13 protein-coding genes are annotated in these 17,345 nt (G+C 54.6%); 7 read left to right on the top strand and 6 right to left on the bottom strand.

The window, feature by feature from the left end:
* Positions 1-7 precede the first annotated feature (7 nt).
* On the top strand, positions 8-1,387 hold the full coding sequence (bioA, locus tag SH678x_RS10765; protein WP_496922913.1) for an adenosylmethionine--8-amino-7-oxononanoate transaminase: 1,380 nt from the start codon (positions 8-10) through the stop codon (positions 1,385-1,387).
* Here bioA and SH678x_RS10770 read toward each other — a convergent pair whose 3' ends face one another.
* Positions 1,388-2,797: a hypothetical protein gene (locus SH678x_RS10770; RefSeq protein ID WP_496922914.1), complete on the bottom strand. Its 1,410-nt coding sequence runs from the start codon at positions 2,795-2,797 to the stop codon at positions 1,388-1,390.
* A gap of 378 nt (positions 2,798-3,175) precedes the next feature.
* Between SH678x_RS10770 and polA the strand changes: the two genes are divergently transcribed.
* The 3 genes from polA to rho all read left to right on the top strand — a co-directional run bounded on the left by polA (position 3,176) and on the right by rho (position 8,461).
* The gene (polA, locus tag SH678x_RS10775; protein ID WP_496922915.1) at positions 3,176-6,031 is read left to right on the top strand and encodes a DNA polymerase I; all 2,856 of its coding nucleotides are present in this window, start codon (positions 3,176-3,178) and stop codon (positions 6,029-6,031) included.
* A gap of 74 nt (positions 6,032-6,105) precedes the next feature.
* Positions 6,106-6,714, top strand: coding sequence for a dephospho-CoA kinase (coaE, locus tag SH678x_RS10780; RefSeq protein ID WP_496922916.1), 609 nt, complete (start codon positions 6,106-6,108; stop codon positions 6,712-6,714).
* Positions 6,715-6,982: 268 nt separating this feature from the next.
* Complete coding sequence (rho, locus tag SH678x_RS10785; RefSeq protein WP_496922917.1) at positions 6,983-8,461, top strand: transcription termination factor Rho; 1,479 nt, start codon at positions 6,983-6,985, stop codon at positions 8,459-8,461.
* Positions 8,462-8,540: 79 nt separating this feature from the next.
* Here the strand turns inward: rho and SH678x_RS10790 are convergent, their stop codons facing one another.
* Positions 8,541-9,245 (bottom strand): carboxylesterase family protein, encoded by a 705-nt coding sequence (locus SH678x_RS10790; protein WP_496922918.1) that lies wholly within the window; start codon positions 9,243-9,245, stop codon positions 8,541-8,543.
* A 151-nt stretch (positions 9,246-9,396) separates the two neighbouring features.
* Between SH678x_RS10790 and SH678x_RS10795 the strand changes: the two genes are divergently transcribed.
* The 3 genes from SH678x_RS10795 to SH678x_RS10805 all read left to right on the top strand — a co-directional run bounded on the left by SH678x_RS10795 (position 9,397) and on the right by SH678x_RS10805 (position 12,937).
* Positions 9,397-10,422 carry an SMP-30/gluconolactonase/LRE family protein gene (locus SH678x_RS10795; RefSeq protein WP_496922919.1) on the top strand — a complete coding sequence of 342 codons (1,026 nt, stop codon included), beginning with the start codon at positions 9,397-9,399 and terminating at the stop codon, positions 10,420-10,422.
* A gap of 186 nt (positions 10,423-10,608) precedes the next feature.
* Complete coding sequence (locus SH678x_RS10800) at positions 10,609-11,865, top strand: MFS transporter (protein WP_496922920.1); 1,257 nt, start codon at positions 10,609-10,611, stop codon at positions 11,863-11,865.
* A 70-nt stretch (positions 11,866-11,935) separates the two neighbouring features.
* The gene (locus SH678x_RS10805) at positions 11,936-12,937 is read left to right on the top strand and encodes a DUF1559 domain-containing protein (RefSeq protein ID WP_496922921.1); all 1,002 of its coding nucleotides are present in this window, start codon (positions 11,936-11,938) and stop codon (positions 12,935-12,937) included.
* A gap of 9 nt (positions 12,938-12,946) precedes the next feature.
* Here the strand turns inward: SH678x_RS10805 and SH678x_RS10810 are convergent, their stop codons facing one another.
* From SH678x_RS10810 to SH678x_RS10825, 4 genes are all read right to left on the bottom strand, one after another.
* Positions 12,947-13,891: a phosphatidate cytidylyltransferase gene (locus tag SH678x_RS10810; RefSeq protein ID WP_496922922.1), complete on the bottom strand. Its 945-nt coding sequence runs from the start codon at positions 13,889-13,891 to the stop codon at positions 12,947-12,949.
* A 2-nt stretch (positions 13,892-13,893) separates the two neighbouring features.
* Complete coding sequence (locus SH678x_RS10815; RefSeq protein WP_496922923.1) at positions 13,894-14,496, bottom strand: lysophospholipid acyltransferase family protein; 603 nt, start codon at positions 14,494-14,496, stop codon at positions 13,894-13,896.
* A gap of 149 nt (positions 14,497-14,645) precedes the next feature.
* The gene (locus SH678x_RS10820; protein WP_496922924.1) at positions 14,646-15,833 is read right to left on the bottom strand and encodes a glycosyltransferase; all 1,188 of its coding nucleotides are present in this window, start codon (positions 15,831-15,833) and stop codon (positions 14,646-14,648) included.
* Positions 15,830-17,335: a lipopolysaccharide biosynthesis protein gene (locus SH678x_RS10825; RefSeq protein ID WP_496922925.1), complete on the bottom strand. Its 1,506-nt coding sequence runs from the start codon at positions 17,333-17,335 to the stop codon at positions 15,830-15,832. Before SH678x_RS10825 ends, SH678x_RS10820 begins: the two co-directional genes overlap by 4 nt.
* Between the last annotated feature and the right edge of the window lie 10 nt (positions 17,336-17,345).

The following is a 17,345-nucleotide window of genomic DNA, read 5'->3' on the forward strand; positions in this document are numbered from 1 at the left end:
GAGTTCGATGCCCACTTCCGCAGAACTTATCGACTGGGACCGCCAACATTATTGGCACGCTTTCACCCAAATGGCGGAATACGTACCGTTGGTGATCGAACGTGCCGAAGGGGTTTGGCTGTACGACGTTGAGGGGAATCGCTATCTCGACTGCATCAGCAGCATGTGGTGCAATCTGTATGGCCACCGCCATCCCAAGATCGATGCAACGATTCGCGATCAATTAGATCAGGTGGCCCATGCCACTTCTCTTGGTATGGCCACTGTGCCGACGATTCAATTGGCCAAACGATTGGCCGAACTGGCGCCTGGCGATCTGAATCACGTGTTTTTTGGCAGCGATGGTTCCTCCGCCGTCGAGGCCGCGATCAAGATTGCGTTTCAATATTGGCAGCAATGTGAAACTCCTCAGCCAAAGAAGAAACGTTTCATCGCGTTGGGCGAAGCCTATCATGGCGACACGCTGGGTAGCGCCAGCGTGGGAGGCATCGACCGGTTCAACGCGATGTTTCAGCCGCTCTTATTCGACGTGCTTCGCCTGCCGATCCCCGATCGGGAGAAATTGCCCGCGGGGGCCGATGCGAGTCACTATCTGGCCGATTTGGAGCGTGTGCTTTCCGCGGAACATGAAAACATTGCTGCGATGGTGATCGAGCCGTGTATTCAAGCCGCCGCGGGGATGATCTTTCATCCCGCGGGCTATTTGCATGGCGTGCGCGAGCTGACGCGGAAATACAATGTGCTGTTAATCGCCGATGAGATTGTCACCGGTTGTGGCCGCATTGGTAGAATGTCGGCCTGTGAACTGGAAGGCGTAGTGCCCGACCTCTTATGCTTGGGCAAGAGTCTTTCAGGGGGATATTTGCCGATCTCGGCGACGATTGCTACGTCTGAGATTTACCAAGCGTTTCTTGGAACCGCCGCCAGCGCGCGATCCTTTCGTCACGGCCACACTTATGCCGGCAACCCGCTCGCGGCGGCAGCGGCATTGGCGGCGTTGGAAATTACTCAAGATTCCATCGGCGCGCAAGAAGTAGGCAACCGCCAACAGCAACTGGACGAGATTTTAGCGAGACTCGAACGTCTACCACACGTGGCCAGCACGCGACGGCTGGGGATGATTGCCGCCGTGGAATTCAGCCCCACGCGACAAAAAGACGTACCTTATCACACTGATTTAAGAATTGCCTACCAAATCTGTCGCGAAGCGCTCAAGCGTGGCTTGTGGCTGCGACCCCTCGGCGACACGCTCGTGATTATGCCGCCGCTGTCGATCACGCGAGACGAACTCACATTCTTCGGCGAAACGTTGCACGATTCAATAGCAACAGTGACAGCCAATCCGCTTCCGCCCGATGAAGTGGCACACCTCGCGGGTGATGATTGATCAGTACGTGGGCTGCGGTTTACGTGGGCGGAATTCCGTAGCACCAGCAGAGGTGCGGGGGGGCTTATATTCCCCAGGTTTTTTAGCTGGAAAGTCATCAGGCTTGGCCGAGGGACCTAAAGTCACCGTTCTGCGATCCGCTTTCCAGCCCATGAGATTTAGAAATTCATCAAGCGTGATTGTTTCGATTCCTAGACGGTCGGCGGCTTCTGTCATCGATTCCCAAGCAATCCGCTGGTTTTCGGCATTGGCAACGGATGTCTCAGGAAACTTGCCAAGAATCAGGTAACGAGTATCAACGGTCATTTCACCCGCAACTTCGCCATTTTCGGCCGGTTGGGCGTCAACTTTACCGTTGTTTAAGGCGATGACGGTTTTCAGCTCTTCGATGTCGGTCTTGTCGTCACCATCCATATCAAGAATACCTGCCAAAGCAAAACCCACTTGACGGCCACGATTCCAGACTTGGCTGTAAATCTTGTCACCTTCCATCAAAGGCCGAGTGGGAATATCGTTGGTAATGCGTGCCTCGGCCAGATGCGGGCTCAATATCTTCGTGACTTCGATGCTTCCCTTGGTGTCGGCTTTAAGGGCATCGGCTTCGTCGCCGCTATAGACGCTGAACGTCACCTGCGGACGCAGGGCATCAGCTTCGCCAATGTTGATCCAAACTTTGCCCTCTTTTTGATTGACCCAACTGACCAAGCCGTCTTCGGGCTGGGCGAATGGATCCGGATCAAGTTGATTACCACGCAAGATTTCGATGTCCTGCTTCATTGCGGTCACTTCTTCAAGTTGCTTCTTTGTAGCTGTGGAAGCGTCGGCGTTGACCTTGTCGATTTGGCTGCGTTGGTCGGCCAGTTGCTGAGAAAGCTTTTGGTTTTCAGTATTCATCGCGGCCCGGGATTGGTCGAACTTGGCCCGCTCCGCTTTCAGGTCTTCTACGGCCTTGGCGGCTTCTTTGCTGAATTGCTGAATCTGTAAATCTTTCTCTTTCTCCGTGGCGAGCAATTTTTCTTTCAACTGCTTATTCTCGGATTTAGCCGTAGCTTCGCTCTTAGAAAGATTTTTATTCTCTTCAGACAAATTCGCTAGCAGCGGGCTGTAAAACCGGTCGTTCTCTTCAAACGAAGTGCCGTACTTGTTAATATCTTCCTCGAACGATTTTTGGATCGTTTCTAGTGTGTCGTCTTCACCAAAACCCATCCAAGTCTTGTAGCTGTTGGCTTCAGCCTGCAACTCGCTGAGCGAGCTTTGAGCTTGCTGAGCCTGTGTCGAGGCATCATTCGCGCGCGATTGTTCCGTTTTGCGTGCATTGTTCAGCAGAAACAAGCCCACGAACATCAGCAACAAAAGCAGCACGAGCGCGATCACGACGCCCTGCAAAGTTGTGTTCTCTCGAGACGCCATCTTTTCTCTGTCCTAGAAAAAGCTGTGAACGGTGGTGTGCTGGGCTTTGCTAAAAGGGGCCGCCCATCAGTTCGCGATGTTTCGTCTATTGTAGGTACGACGATGACCGCGAAGCAAAAACGAATAGAGCGCTGCGAGTTTGCCACGGAATCGCAACTAGGAAAATTCGTCCTAAGTCGAGCTTAATTGTGGGATTACGTCATGTCAACAAATGGCGGTTAGGCGCTTTGGGAAGAGCTGCCAACCGGCACGGCCCTGGTCATCAGGCGGTCCGTTGAGCGATACTTAGGAGACTCGTCGGGTCGAATTCTGGCCGGGCAATTCACACAATCCGTCTTTCCGTACTGCCGCATCCCCCTGCCACCCTGACGACCCTCCATGGCCAAGCAATCCCAACAACCGTCACTCCCCGGTATGGAATACGACGAGCCAGCCGTGGTGCCCCCCGTCGCAACGTTGGCCCGCCAAGAAAGGCCGGAAAGTCAGCCCAGTTCGCTCGAAGGCTGGAACATCGTGGCGGTGGATGCTCATTCGCTGATTTTCCAGGTCTTTCACGCGATTCCGGAAATGACCAGTCCTCATGGCGAGCCGGTGGCAGCTGTTTACGGCTTCACGCGCGACGTGTTGCAGCTTTGGGAAACGCGGCAACCCGACGCGATCTTCTGTGCCTTTGATCTGCCGGGTCCCACGTTCCGTCACGAGTTTTTCGACGCGTACAAAGCAGATCGCGGCGAGATGCCCGCCGACCTTCAGCCGCAGATCCCCAAGATTTGCCAAGTGCTCGATGCCTTGGGCATTCCGGTGCTAACCAGCCCAGGGTTTGAAGCCGACGACGTGCTGGCCACCTTGGCACGGCAATGCGATGAACGAGGCGCCAACCTGCTGATCGTCACGGGAGATAAAGATTGTCGGCAGTTGATTACCGATCGTGTGTCGCTTTTCAATATTCGCAAGAATGAAGTTTATGATGCCAATTCGTTGATGCAGGACTGGGGAATCCGGCCCGATCAAGTGGTCGATTTTCAAGCCCTTGTCGGGGATAAAGTCGACAACGTGCCTGGCGTACCACTGTTTGGCCCCAAGCTCGCTCAAGAACTGTTGGCCACGTATGACACGCTCGAAAATGTGCTCAATAATGCTTCGAAAGTCGCGGGGGCGAAGCGGCAGCAGAACCTCATCGAGCATCGTGGCGATGCGTTGCTCTCCCAGCGACTGGCGCGGCTTGATACCAACGTGCCACTGGAACCCGATTGGTACGACGCCCGGGAAAGGCCGATCAATCACGACGAAATCGAGCGACTGTTTCGAGAGTTTGGATTTCGTTCGTTGGGTCAACGCATTTCGGCTTTGGATCAAGCAACGCCAACGCAGGTCAAGGCGGCTGCCTTCGCACTGCAAGTGCAAGTCATCGACACACCGGAAAAACTTGCCGAGTTCGTCACCAAATTGCAGCACCAGCAATTAATTTCCATCGACACGGAAACAACAAACATCGACGCACGGCAGGCCGAAATTGTTGGCTATGCGATTTCGATTGTGCCCGGCGAGGGTTATTACATTCCCGTCCGCGGTCCGGCGGGAGAAACCTTGCTTTCCCCAGAGCTTGTGGCCGATACTTTGCGACCGATTCTCGAAAACCCAGCCATTGCCAAAGTTGGCCAAAATCTGAAATACGATTACGTCGCCATGCGCGGGGCTGGAATCACGCTTGAAGGCATCAAGTTCGACACGATGATTGCCAGCTATTTGCTCGACGCGGGCGAACGGAGCCACAATCTTGATCAGCTCGCTCTTCGCTACCTGGAACACGAAACGATCAAAATCGAATCCTTGATCGGCACGGGCAAGAACCAAAAACGCATGGACGAAGTGCCCGTCGCGCAAGTGGCTCCTTATGCGGCGGAAGATGCTGAAGTCGCTTTGCGATTGGTGCCGCTGTTGACCGCGCGCTTGGAAGAGCAAGGACTGGAATCGCTCAACGAGGCGGCGGAAGTGCCGCTTGTGCAAACCTTGGGAGACATGGAGTTTGCCGGGATCGCGATCGATACGAATCGCTTGGCGGAACTCAGCAAGCAATATCGGACGAAACTCGATCAGCTCACGATAGAAATCGAGGAGCTAGCCGGGCATCCGCTCAATATTGCTTCCCCCAAACAGCTGGCCGAATTGCTGTTCAGCGAGTTGAAACTGCCTGTCATTAAGCGGACAAAAACGGGCGCAAGTACTGATGCCAGCGTATTGGAAGAACTTGCCGAGATGCATCCACTCCCCGCGAAGATTGTCGAGCACCGCCAGTATGCCAAGCTACTCAATACGTATGTCGACGCTCTTCCCACGATGGTGCATCCGTTAACTAAGCGGGTTCACGCATCGTTCAATCAAGTCGTAGCCGCGACCGGGCGACTCAGTTCGAGCAATCCCAACCTGCAAAACATTCCGATTCGCACCGCCGAAGGGCGTGAAATTCGCTCGGCGTTCAAGGCGGGGCCAGCGGGTTGGAAATTGCTCGCCGCCGACTATTCCCAAATCGAATTGCGAGTGCTCGCGCACTTTTCCGGCGACGAGACATTGCTCAAGGCGTTCGCCAACAATGAAGACATTCACACGCTCGTGGCGAGCCAAGTTCAGAATGTGCCACTCGAGGAAGTCGACAGCAGTATGCGCCGTAATGCCAAGGCGGTGAATTTCGGAATCATCTATGGCCAAAGTCCGTTCGGATTGGCCAAGGGATTGGGGATTTCCAAAGAAGAAGCAGCCGCGTTCATTGAAACCTACTTTGCCAGATATCCGGGTGTGTTGCGGTTCATGACCGAAACGCTTACTCGCTGCCGGCAACAAGGCTATGTCTCCACGCTTTTGGGCCGACGGCGGTCAGTGCAAGGCGTGCGCCCGGTGCCACTGGGACTGCGTGAAGAGAAATCGGGGCTCTTACGACAATTGAATTTAGCGGAACGGACGGCCGTGAATTCGGTAATCCAAGGCTCTGCCGCTGACTTGATGAAGCTGGCCATGATCGGTGTCGCGCGAAGACTCAAAGATTCGCAATTGCCAGCGACGATGCTACTGCAAATCCACGACGAACTCGTGTTTGAAGTTGCCCCCGACAGCATCGATGCGCTCGCACGGCTGGTGGTGGAAGAAATGAGTGGCGTCATGTCACTGGCTGTTCCATTGCAGGTCGATGTTAAATTTGGCGATAACTGGGCCGAGTGCGAATCATGGCAAGATTCGTAACCTTTCATCATCCCTATTGGACTTGTTGGAAATCGAATGGATTCCCACCTTCGCGGGAAAGACGGTAACGAAACATGCTCATCATTGGACTGACCGGTGGGATCGCGAGTGGCAAATCGGCTGTGGCTGAGGAGTTGGCGGCGTTAGGGGCCGTGGTTCTCGATGCCGACAAAGCCGCTCACGAAGTCATCAATTTCCCCGAGGTGAAGAACGCGCTCACCGAGCGTTGGGGCAGTGAAATCCTGCAGGCCGACGGTAACGTTGATCGCAAGGCGGTGGCCGAGCGAGTATTTTCGGCCCAGAAGCCGACACTCGTGGAACGCAAGTTTTTGGAGAAAATCCTCCACACCCGCATCAAAGATGAGTTTGAATATCAACTCACGCGGCTGAAAATTGCCAAAACTCCCGTGGCGGTGATCGATGCTCCGCTGCTATTGGAGGCTGGTTGGCAGCAAGGTTGCGATATCGTGCTGTTTGTCGACAGTCCTTTGGAAGATCGCCAGCTGAGGGCGAAATCCTCGCGAAATTGGACGGTGCAAGATTTCGCAACACGAGAAGCTGCCCAAATGCCGATAGAAGAGAAAAGACGCCGAGCCACGCATGTGATCGCGAATGATGGCACGCTCGACGAGCTGCGCCAGCGCGTCGAGGAGTTCTGGAAGTCGCTTTCCCTGCCGATATGACGGGGAAACCGCATCCGCGACTGCTTCCCTCGTGGTGGTTTCTGTGTCATAATGCTTGCATCGGTCGCTGGTTCACCACCAAGGCCGCCCCGCCTGACACGAATCGAGTGTCAAAAAAATCCCGCCAAATTCGCTTTCCATTTTGTTTGCTTTCCTGCCATAATGCGGAGTATCTCCACTGGAGTGCCTCCTCATAGATCCGCGCTTTTAACTTTCCCGCCGGCGCCGTTCGCGCGCCAATACCCTCGCTTTTCAGGAGTTTGTTGTCATGTCCGAAACCGGCAACCACGGTACAAGGTCTGGCCGTAGTTTCTCGCAGCACCGCCATCGTCGTCCCCTCGAATCCAACGGCACTTACATCGACCGCGAAGCTCTCGCCGAACTTGAGCGCGAAGAGCCCCTTTCGATTGCCGAGGAACTCGACAAGGCCGCCGAGCGGGTGCGTCGCGTTGGTAAGTCCATCGAGCGGACCGATAAGCCCGATGCTAATATGCACATCGCTGCGCTGCAGAAGATGGGCATGCCCGAATTGATCGAAGTCGCCGAGGCTGAAGGGGTCGAAGAAGCCGCTGGTCTCAAGAAGCAGGACCTGATCTTCCGCATCCTCAAGCAGCGGGTGAAGCTCGACGGCATGATGTTTGGCGAGGGGACGCTCGAAATCCTGCCCGATGGTTTCGGCTTCCTGCGTAGCCCCGATTACCACTATCTGTCGTGCCCTGACGATATTTACGTTTCGCCCAGCCAAATTCGTCGGTTCGGTTTGCACACTGGCGCGACCGTCTCGGGAACAATTCGTCCCCCCAAGGAAAACGAACGCTATTTCGCGCTCTTGCGCGTAGAAGCGATCAACGGCGAAGATCCCAATCTGCTCTCCCGCAAGGTGTTCTTCGACAATCTCACTCCCGTTCATCCCGACTCGCGAATTGCCCTCGAGGCCAGTCCCGAGGGAATCGAGATGCGCGTGGTCGACATGATCGTGCCGATCGGTTTCGGACAGCGCGGTTTGATCGTGAGCCCGCCGCGTGCCGGCAAGACGATCCTCATGCAAAAGATGGCCAAAGCAGTACTGGCCAACTATCCCAACGCGCATGTCGTGATGCTGCTCATCGATGAACGGCCCGAAGAAGTCACCGACATGGAACGCGAAGTCAAAGGTCCGAACTGCGAAGTGATCAGTTCGACCTTCGACGAACCCGCCGCGCGGCATATTCAGGTCGCTGAAATGGTGATCGAAAAAGCCAAGCGGATGGTCGAATACGGCCGGGACGTGGTGGTGTTCCTCGATTCGATCACGCGGTTGGCGCGGGCGTGGAACTCGGAATGCCCCAATTCGGGCAAAATCCTTTCTGGCGGTATCGATGCCAACGCGATGCAGCGGCCCAAGCGGTTCTTCGGTTCTGCCCGTAAAGTGGAAGAGGGTGGCTCGCTGACGATCATCGCCACGGCCTTGATTGACACCGGCAGCCGCATGGACGAAGTCATCTTCGAGGAATTCAAGGGCACCGGCAATCAAGAGATCGTCCTCGACCGCCAATTGGTCGATAAGCGCATCTGGCCGGCCATCGACATCAACAAGAGCGGCACCCGCCGTGAAGAGATGCTCATGGATCCCGAAGAGTATCGCCGTGTCTGCATGTTGCGGCGTGTTCTCAACGAAATGAATCCCGCGGATGCGATGGACTTGCTGACCACTCGCCTGCGTAAGACGAAGTCAAACGCTGAATTCTTGATGAGTATCAAGGAATAGGCAGCATTTCCAAAATCGCAGTTTGAATTATAAAACAACAGACCTCAAGTAGCGGCCTTGGGTATTAAACCATCCATCCCTATTCTGATTTACTGTGGCTTAGGAGCCATTCATAGAGTTTGGGATTCTTGTAAGTTTCGGTCCAACTGTCGTGGCCGGCATTAGGATAGACTGTGAAGCGTGCGTCGTTATCCACGGCATAAAGTGCGTTGATCATATCGGTCATTCCCGCAAGCGAGACCACGGGATCGAGCGCACCGTGAAAAGCCCAAACGGGAATATCTTTAATCTTGGCGGCTTGCGAAGGTTTGCCATGGCCACAAACTGGAGCAATCGCGGCGAAGACTTCCGGCCGGCGTATCGCGAGATCCCAAGTAGCGAATCCTCCCAAGCTGAGACCCGTGAGATAGACACGATCTTCGTCGACGGGTAATTCCTCGAGCACGTGGTCGACAAGGGCTGAGAGCATGTCGACATCCCAACGTTCATCAATGGGTGTTTGAGGCGCAACGATGATGAATGGCAGCTTCAAGTCAGCAACGGTCTTATAAGGGCCGTGAATCGCGACTTTCTCAAGATCGTCTCCGCTTTCACCACGTCCGTGCAGAAAGATTAACAACGGATAAGTTTTCTTTTTGCTATAACCTTCGGGGGTCACTACGAGGTAGGGAGCGGCGACTTCCTTAGTGATCGTTGCTGTGAATTTTTCGCCAGATTCTTCGCCGTGTGCGAGCGTGGATGCGATGCAGAAAATAGCGAGTGAAACCGAGAGGGATTGGATCATGATAGGTTTCCTGAATTAAAGGTTTTCGTCTTAAAACTCAATTTGTGCTGACCTATTGGTAAGGGCAAGCCCTACGTCTCGCGTTTATACACTTTAGAGAGTATTCTAGTGTGGCACGTGCTTTGCTTCTCGTTTGTGTGAGGGAGATTTGATGAAATCCGTGGTGTTATTCGCTGCGCTGTTGGCGCTTGGCGTTCAGGTTGGTTGGGCCCAGAACATGAGCAATTTTCCGACTATCGGCGAGGTGGTGCAGGATGATCCTGCGCTCAGTGAACTCGTGGATCCTGATGCCAAGATCGAAGTGCTGGCGATGGGTTTTGAGTGGTCGGAAGGGCCGGTCTGGGTGCCGCGCGATGGGGGATACTTGTTGTTCTCCGATGTGCCGAAAAATACGGTTTTCAAATGGCAAGAAGGCAAAGGAATCAGCGAATTCCTAAAGCCCTCCGGCTATACGGGCATCGGGCGTTACAGTGACGAGCCAGGGAGCAACGGTTTGACGCTCGGCGGCAAGGGGCAATTGATTTCCTGCGAACATGGCGACCGCCGGGTGTCGTCGATGGCCTTTGGAGAAGGCAAAGTGACGCTTGCCGATAGCTATGACGGCAAGCGCTTCAATAGCCCCAACGATGTTGTGGTTCGTTCGACGGGCGATATCTATTTTACTGATCCGCCGTACGGCTTGCCGAATCGCGAGAAGGATGAGCATCAGGAATACGGCTTCTGTGGCGTGTTTTGCATTCGCCCCAACGGCGAAGTGACACTCGTGAGCAAGGAAATGACGCGGCCGAATGGCATCGCGTTTTCACCGGACGAGAAAATTTTGTATGTCGCGCAAAGTGACGGCAGCGCGCCGATCATTCGGGCGTTTGATATTGCCGAAGATGGGGCGGTTTCTAACAGCCGAATTTTTTACGATGCTTTGCCGCTGGCCAAAAAAGGACTCAAGGGTTCGACCGATGGCTTGAAAGTCGATGCCAAGGGAAATCTGTTTGCGACCGGCCCGGGTGGGATTCATGTCATCACGCCGGCAGGGAAACTTTTGGGGCGGATTAACACCGGCGTGGCGACCGCAAATTGCGCCTGGGGGGGCGATGGCTCGGTGTTGTACATCACCGCGGACATGTATTTGTGCCGCATTCAGACCAAAACCCGCGCCGCGGGTTGGCGAATGGAATAGTTCTTAGCCGTGGAATTGCCTTTTCTAAGCGCGAACTTCCTTCTGATTGGTGTGGTCCGTGAGGAAGTCGGTCGGTAGGATTGGTCATGTCTTTCGGGACGGCACCATGGTCCTGTCCTAGCGGACAGCTGTGGCGAATTCCTGCCCATCTTCCCACCTTCTTGAATTTCCATCGACGATCTTTCCATGAGCCAAGGTGTCCTGCTCGAAGCTGACGCGAAACGCGAATTTGCGAGTGGCATCGGCCTCGCGTTCTTAGCCTTGTCGCTGGGCCATTTCTTTATCGATGCGTTGTCGACGCTGCTGCCTGCGAGCTTGGGACTGATCGAAGTTCGGGCGGGCCTCACACCTGAACAATCGGCGTGGCTGATCGGCTTGGGGTCTTTGACCTCGGGACTTGCGCAGCCACTCTGTGCCGTGATGAGCGACCGGTTCCGCACGCGGATTATGACCGTGGTGGGGATCTTACTCGCTGGGTTTGGGTTTGCGGCGATCGGCTTTACCGAAACAAGCACCCTGTTGGGACTGGCTTATATCGCCGGCATGATCGGCAACGGCGTGTTTCATCCCATCGCGGCGACGACCGTCGCCCAGATGTATAAGCACCGCCGCAATTCGGCGGCAAGCATTCACTTCGTGGCTGGCATGGTGGGTGGCGTGGTCGGTGCGATGATCTTTCCTCGCTGGCTATCCACGAGCTACGGATTCGAGACGCTGCCGTACATTGCGCTGCCAGCGATCCTCTTGGCAATTTTTGTCTATCGATGCCAATCCTTGCTGCCGGCAGTGCAGATTCATTCCAAGCAATCGCTCGATTTGAGCGTAATCAAGAACAATTGGAAGAGCGTGTGGTATTTGTATGTGTCGTCGGCACTGCGGTATTGCGTGAACACGGCATTGGTTTATCTATTCGTGCGTTGGGCTCAAGATAACGTCGCGGCGCAGCACACGAATTGGAGCTTGGAACACGTCGCAAAATCGGCGGCTCCGACGGTGGGAAATCTCAATGCTGCGATGATTTTGGGTATGGCGATGGGGGGCATTTTCGCGGGACGGTTTGTGCACGCCAACCGCGAGCGGATGCCGATGATTCTCGTGCCGCTGGTCTTCTCACCGGTGGTGGCTGTGCTGCCATTAATGCCCGTGAAGTTGGCTTACGTTTGCGCGGCCATGGCGGGGGTTGGTTTCTCGGCGATGATTCCGATTTCGATTGCGCTCGCGCAGCATTTGTTGCCGCATCGGGCGAATTTGGCTTCCAGCCTGATGATGGGGGGGGCCTGGACCGTGGCGACCATCGGCCCGCGGAGTGCTGAATTTGCCGTCACGCATTGGGGCATTAACACAGCGTTTCTGCTAACGGCGGGCATTTTGGCGGTTTCTGGGATCGTTTGTACCGGTTTGGCGGTACCTAGCCAGGAAAATCATGTTGCTAAACCCGTTTAAATAGGTGGGATACGCCGCCTGGGAAGACTATTCTAGAGGATGTTGTCGCACCTCCTCCGGATTAGCAACCTTGAATCGATCATCTCCATACTTGCGCCGGCCAACAGGCTTCACACTGGTTGAACTGCTGGTTGTGATCGCAATCATCGGCGTTCTGATCGCTCTGTTGTTACCCGCCGTGCAAGCAGCACGCGAGGCGGCGCGGCGCACGCAGTGCACGAACAACATGAAGCAGTTGGGCTTAGCTCTGCAGAACTATCATGCGGCCCATCAGAAATTTCCGTTTGCCGGTGCGGACTATGGTTGGTGTCGGTACCCAGAGCTTGCAGGCTCATGGGACGTTCGCAACTGGAATGGCTTAGTATTTTTACTCCCCTATTTAGAAGAACAGACGATTGATAGTCAATTCAACAATCAGCACGCAGCATCTGACGTGATGGCTGGTAATAATTCATGTTGTTCGCCGACTGATGCGAAAGGGCCGTTGATTGGTAACCCGGTTACTAGTGGCAACGCTCAGCTGTCGACGAATATCATTTCATTACTTCTTTGCCCTTCGGATTCGGGCGAAGTCTTTGTGCCTGCAAGCGGTTACTATGCAGCGGCTCCGGGAATAGCGGGTGCGAAGTCCAATTATGATTTTAGCTCAACTGCACGCTATGACTGTAAAGCATGGCATCGATTGCCTGAAAATGAGCGACCCATATTTGGTGAGAACAGCGTTGTTAGCGACAGAAACGTGAGCGATGGTCTATCAACGACGATCGCTTTTGCCGAGACTATGAGAACCGTTTACAACGGGCAAACAAGTGCCTGGGGATATCGGGCTTGGGTAATGACCGGCATAGATGTCGGACAGAATTTGATCAATGTTTACACTTGGCCCGGTGTGATAGCAGAACCAGACCGCGGTCGACTAAGATCATTTGGCTGCGCAGGCAGCCTGCACGGTGACGGCGCGAATATGGTTTTTGCCGACGGTTCTGTCCATTTTCTTAACGAAGAAACAGAGCAGAGCATTCTGGCATCGCTCTCTGCCATGGCAGACGGTGAAGTGGTTCAGTTGCCATAAGCTTGGGGATCACGCGGTTACGAAGAAATACTTTGTGACGTGATAAAACACCGGGGCTGCGAAGCAGATCGCGTCGATGCGGCTCAAAACTCCGCCGTGGCCTTCGATGAGCGTTCCTGAGCGGACTTCCCCACGATCTCGCTTGATGGCGGCCATGGTGAGTGCTCCCGCTGACGCCATAAACGCGACCAGCACCGACATGATCATCACTTGCCAGAAATATTCAAACGGCGTGGCCCAGTAGAGAATGATTCCTAGAACTGCGGTGGCCCCCGCCCCGCCGAGCAAGCCTTCCCAGGTGCGCGATTCGTCGATCGTTTCTGCAATGATATGTTTGCCAAACGAGCGGCTGCACAGGAATTGAGCGAGCTCGGAAAAGAGCACCATCGTAATGAAAAAGAACAGAAGCCGCGCGTTGACCGATGCGTCGGTGTCGGCCTGTTCGAGTTTCATGAAAAGCAATGCGGGTGCGAAGCTTAAGCAGTAAACGCACACCAGCAGACCAAATTGGATCTTGGCAACGCGCTCTAAAAAGCGGTGGAAATCACCAGAGATTGCCACACGTGTGGAAAGAAACAGGAACGCGTAGACGGGGATCAGAATGCTGTAAAAGCCATACAAGTTAAGTCCAACGAGAATAAACTGCATCGGCGTAAAGAAGCAGAACACCCAAAATAGAGCGCGATGATCGCCGATGCTCGTGGGGGTGAGCGTGATATATTCGCGCAGGGCCCAAAATGACAACAGCCCGAAGAGCACGACGGTCGTTGTGGGATGAAAAAAGGCAATTCCCAAGACGATCGAAAAGAACCACCAAACTTGGATGCGGCTGTTGAAGGAATCAACGGCCTTTTGATCCAAACCGAGCGTCGTTTGGCGCTTCAGCCATTGTCCACCGAAGGTGGCTCCGATCAAGAGCAGCAAAACAGTGCCGATCAATCCCCAGTTTTGCATGATCACGAATTCCTCAAATTCAGTACGGCCATACGGGCGCGATTCAAAAAATCCATTTTTGGTTCGCCGGCTTCGAGCCACATTGGAGGTCCGAAAGTCAGCGACGACAACAGCGGCACGGGGAGAAATTCGCCACGGGGTAAGATCCGATTCATGTTATTGATGTGAACGGGGATCAATTCCAGATCAGGCCGTTTCTTGGCCAGATAGTACAAGCCGCTTTTGAATTCGCCGACTTCTTCTCCTGGGCTACGGCCTCCCTCAGGAAACAAAATCAGTGAATGCGTGTTGCCAATTTCACGGAGCATCATGTCGACCGGGCTTTGGTGGACCTTGATTTCGGTGCGGTCGATGAGCATCGCGTTAAACACCTTGGCCAAATAAGGCCGCAGGATGCCGCGGTCCCAATAATCTTTGGCGGCAATCGGTCGTGTGAGATGCCGCACGTCGGACGGCAGTGCCGACCAGACCAGCACCACGTCGAGATGACTCGTGTGGTTGGCGAAGTAGACACGTTGGCAAGTGTCGGGCTGCGAATCGACCCAGCGCACGCTGACACCGCTGATAATGCGGGCGGTCCAAGTTAGCAGGGTCTCGGTAATCATGCGCTAGGTGTGAACTTTGGTTCGGATGGCAATCAAACGAGCCTGAACAAGTGGATGGAACTTTGCTGGAAGTGTTTGTGATCGATTTCCGTTTTGCCCTAAACCCTCTATCCTATCCAGCCGTTAGCCCTGACGGAAGAGAGTCCCGTCTACCGCATTCCGACGGAGGCGGCTTTACGGGTGGAACTTGTTGCCGGTGCGACGGATTGCTTGGTCTTGAGCGAATAAATTCGTGCGAGCAACGATTCGTAGCCGCGCACCATCGCATCGAGCGAACGACTTTCGATCACCAATTGCCGGCCTGCTGCGCCCAATTTTTCGCACAAGATGTCATTCTCCAGCAATTCGAGAACTGCGTTGACATAGGCAGTTTGATTTCCTTCAGGAAACAATTTGCCGGTTACATTGTCGATCACCGTTTCACTCACCGAGCCGACGTTGCTGGCCACGCAAGGAACGCCACAACTGAGTCCTTCGAGAATAGAAACAGGGCTGGCTTCATTGTGCGACGTGAGGGCCAACACATCGACGGCCTGCAGCACGTGCTCGACGTCGTGACGTGAGCCCAGGAATTGCGTTACGTCAGCCACGCCCCATTGTTGAGCGAGGTGTTCCAATTCGCCGCGCAGTGGGCCGTCGCCGATGATTAGAAATCTTGCGCGAGGTTCCCGGCGAAAAATTTCGGTCGCACCAGAGAGAAACATCGCATGATTCTTTTCAGGCCTTAACGCGGCCAGAATGGCGACGACTTTGGAATCGACGGGCAGTCCTAGATCTTGCTGGGCGTGCAATTTGTCACCAGGACAAAATCGCGCGGTGTCGATGCCGTTGTAAATGATCTGAACTTTCTCGGCAGGGAAATGCTCGTTTTCGATCAAGTGCTGGCCGTGGGCATCGGCCACACCGATGAAGGCATCGGTCAGCGGAGTAAGCATACGATTCAAGCGACCCACGGAATCGGGCCAGCCCGTGCTATGCAGCGCGGAAGCGATTACGGGCACGCCGGCGAGTTTTGCGGCCAGACGTCCCCAAAACATTTTGTCCCCTGCCCCGACGGTGACCACGGCGTCAATTTTTTGTTTACGCATCAACCGCCACAAACGAGGCAACACCAAGAGGTCGAACTTGCACGAAATCAAATTGTGATACACGGGCATTTCGCGTGCGAGTTCTTCGCCCAAGGGCCCGCGTTCTTTTAGGCAAGCAATCTGGGGAGAGAATTGCTGACGATTGAGGCCACGGACCAGATTGAGGAGCAGTGTTTCAGCACCGCCGACGGGCATGCTGGTCACGAGAAACAAAACGCGCAACGGATGATTATTTTCGTGGGCGTTCATAATGTTTCGGTTGTACGTGCTGGTGTGAGCTTGGGAAAAGTCGATCTCAGTTTGCTGAGAGCCATCTCCCACAACATGTGCATTTGGGAGCGTTCTTCGGCGTCGAGAATCAAGTTGGTGCTGAGTCCAACAATTGCGACTAGCACAAAGGCCGCGGTGGCGACGTAACTGCCGAAACCCAAGGTGACGGGCAGCGCGCAGGTGATCCACGTGCCGGGATCGAGCTTCATGCCGTGACGCTGGCTCAACAGCAAAATGATGGCCAGACATAGTACGGTCGAAATGGCCGTGGCCAACACGGCACCATGCAAACCCCACCAGGGAATGAACAGAAAATTGAGCATTATGTTGGCCAACAAGCCGATGGCCAATGGCAAGGCAGCGAGTCGTGGGTGCTCGGCACACCACAAGTAGTTTTGCGCGACGACATACGTTCCTGAGATCACACAGCCGGCGAGTGTCCACGGCAGCACGGCCAACCCATCGTTGTACTTGCCCTGCAAAATGACGTCGAACATGAATGCGGAGAGCAACAGCACTCCCATCCCCACGGCGTGCATACCAAGCGAAGAGAGCTTGACGGCGAGGTTCAATTGACGGCCAACCTGTTCGCGGCGGCCTGATTCCCAGTCATGACTCAGATGCGGCATAATCAGACCGCTGAGCAAATCGGCAAACGAGACCAACAACAGCGGCACGATTCGGCTGCTGTGGTAGTTGCCGACTTGTTCGAGGGCAACGACCGAATCCAGGCCACTGCAATGCAGGACCATCATGCGGTCGACCACGGCAAACAAGTGCGAAAGCAGATTGGTAACCCAGACAAATAAGGCAAACCGCAAAAGCCGCGACCAGAATGCAAGGTGCGGAATATGGGTCGTTGTTGCTTCTTCCGACTTGAGTCCCGGCCAGACCCACCAGATGCCCCACAGTGATGCGATCAGACAAGCAAACCCGTAGCCACCTACGATGCTCAACACACTGACATGCTTGGTGAGCAAGGCGAGTGTCAGACCAGCAAAGAGCAGGCTCTGTAGGAAATTCATGATCGTAACGACGCGGAACAGTCGCAGCGCCGTTAACAGCGAAGTCAGAGTGTGATGTAAGATGACTGCCGCCAGGCAAGCTGCAATCGCGTAAATACTGCTCACGCTGCCGTCGGTGCCAAACACAAGGCTGGAGAATTGCGGCGCGAAACCGAGCAGAATCAAGATCGAAACAGCACTACACACGGCTGTCCAAATCATCGTGCGTTTTAAGAACAAACGTAATTGGCCGCGCTGGCGGTAATGTTCCAGATAACGGCCGTACGAACCGGGTATGCCCAACACGGCGAGAGGCGCGAACAGCAGCAAAAAGCTGTACGCCATATCCCATTGGCCAAGCGTTTCTGGGGACAACCACCGGCAGAACAGCACGCCTCGGCCAAAACCGACGCTGCGCTGAATGACGGTTGCGACGATCAGTATCACCACGCTCGCGGCGAGCGTGTCGGTTCGCATGCGGGCATGT

This window comes from Bythopirellula superficialaquae, from assembly GCF_059632245.1.

Excerpts from the sequence above, each read along its gene's own strand:
- SH678x_RS10795 (WP_496922919.1), top strand. The coding sequence starts at position 9,397 with ATGAAATCCGTGGTGTTATTCGCTGCGCTGTTGGCGCTTGGCGTTCAG.
- SH678x_RS10800 (WP_496922920.1), top strand. The coding sequence starts at position 10,609 with ATGAGCCAAGGTGTCCTGCTCGAAGCTGACGCGAAACGCGAATTTGCG.
- bioA (WP_496922913.1), top strand. The coding sequence starts at position 8 with ATGCCCACTTCCGCAGAACTTATCGACTGGGACCGCCAACATTATTGG.
- SH678x_RS10815 (WP_496922923.1), bottom strand. The coding sequence starts at position 14,496 with ATGATTACCGAGACCCTGCTAACTTGGACCGCCCGCATTATCAGCGGT.
- SH678x_RS10790 (WP_496922918.1), bottom strand. The coding sequence starts at position 9,245 with ATGATCCAATCCCTCTCGGTTTCACTCGCTATTTTCTGCATCGCATCC.
- SH678x_RS10820 (WP_496922924.1), bottom strand. The coding sequence starts at position 15,833 with ATGAACGCCCACGAAAATAATCATCCGTTGCGCGTTTTGTTTCTCGTG.
- polA (WP_496922915.1), top strand. The coding sequence starts at position 3,176 with ATGGCCAAGCAATCCCAACAACCGTCACTCCCCGGTATGGAATACGAC.
- coaE (WP_496922916.1), top strand. The coding sequence starts at position 6,106 with ATGCTCATCATTGGACTGACCGGTGGGATCGCGAGTGGCAAATCGGCT.
- SH678x_RS10770 (WP_496922914.1), bottom strand. The coding sequence starts at position 2,797 with ATGGCGTCTCGAGAGAACACAACTTTGCAGGGCGTCGTGATCGCGCTC.
- SH678x_RS10825 (WP_496922925.1), bottom strand. The coding sequence starts at position 17,335 with ATGCGAACCGACACGCTCGCCGCGAGCGTGGTGATACTGATCGTCGCA.
- SH678x_RS10810 (WP_496922922.1), bottom strand. The coding sequence starts at position 13,891 with ATGCAAAACTGGGGATTGATCGGCACTGTTTTGCTGCTCTTGATCGGA.
- rho (WP_496922917.1), top strand. The coding sequence starts at position 6,983 with ATGTCCGAAACCGGCAACCACGGTACAAGGTCTGGCCGTAGTTTCTCG.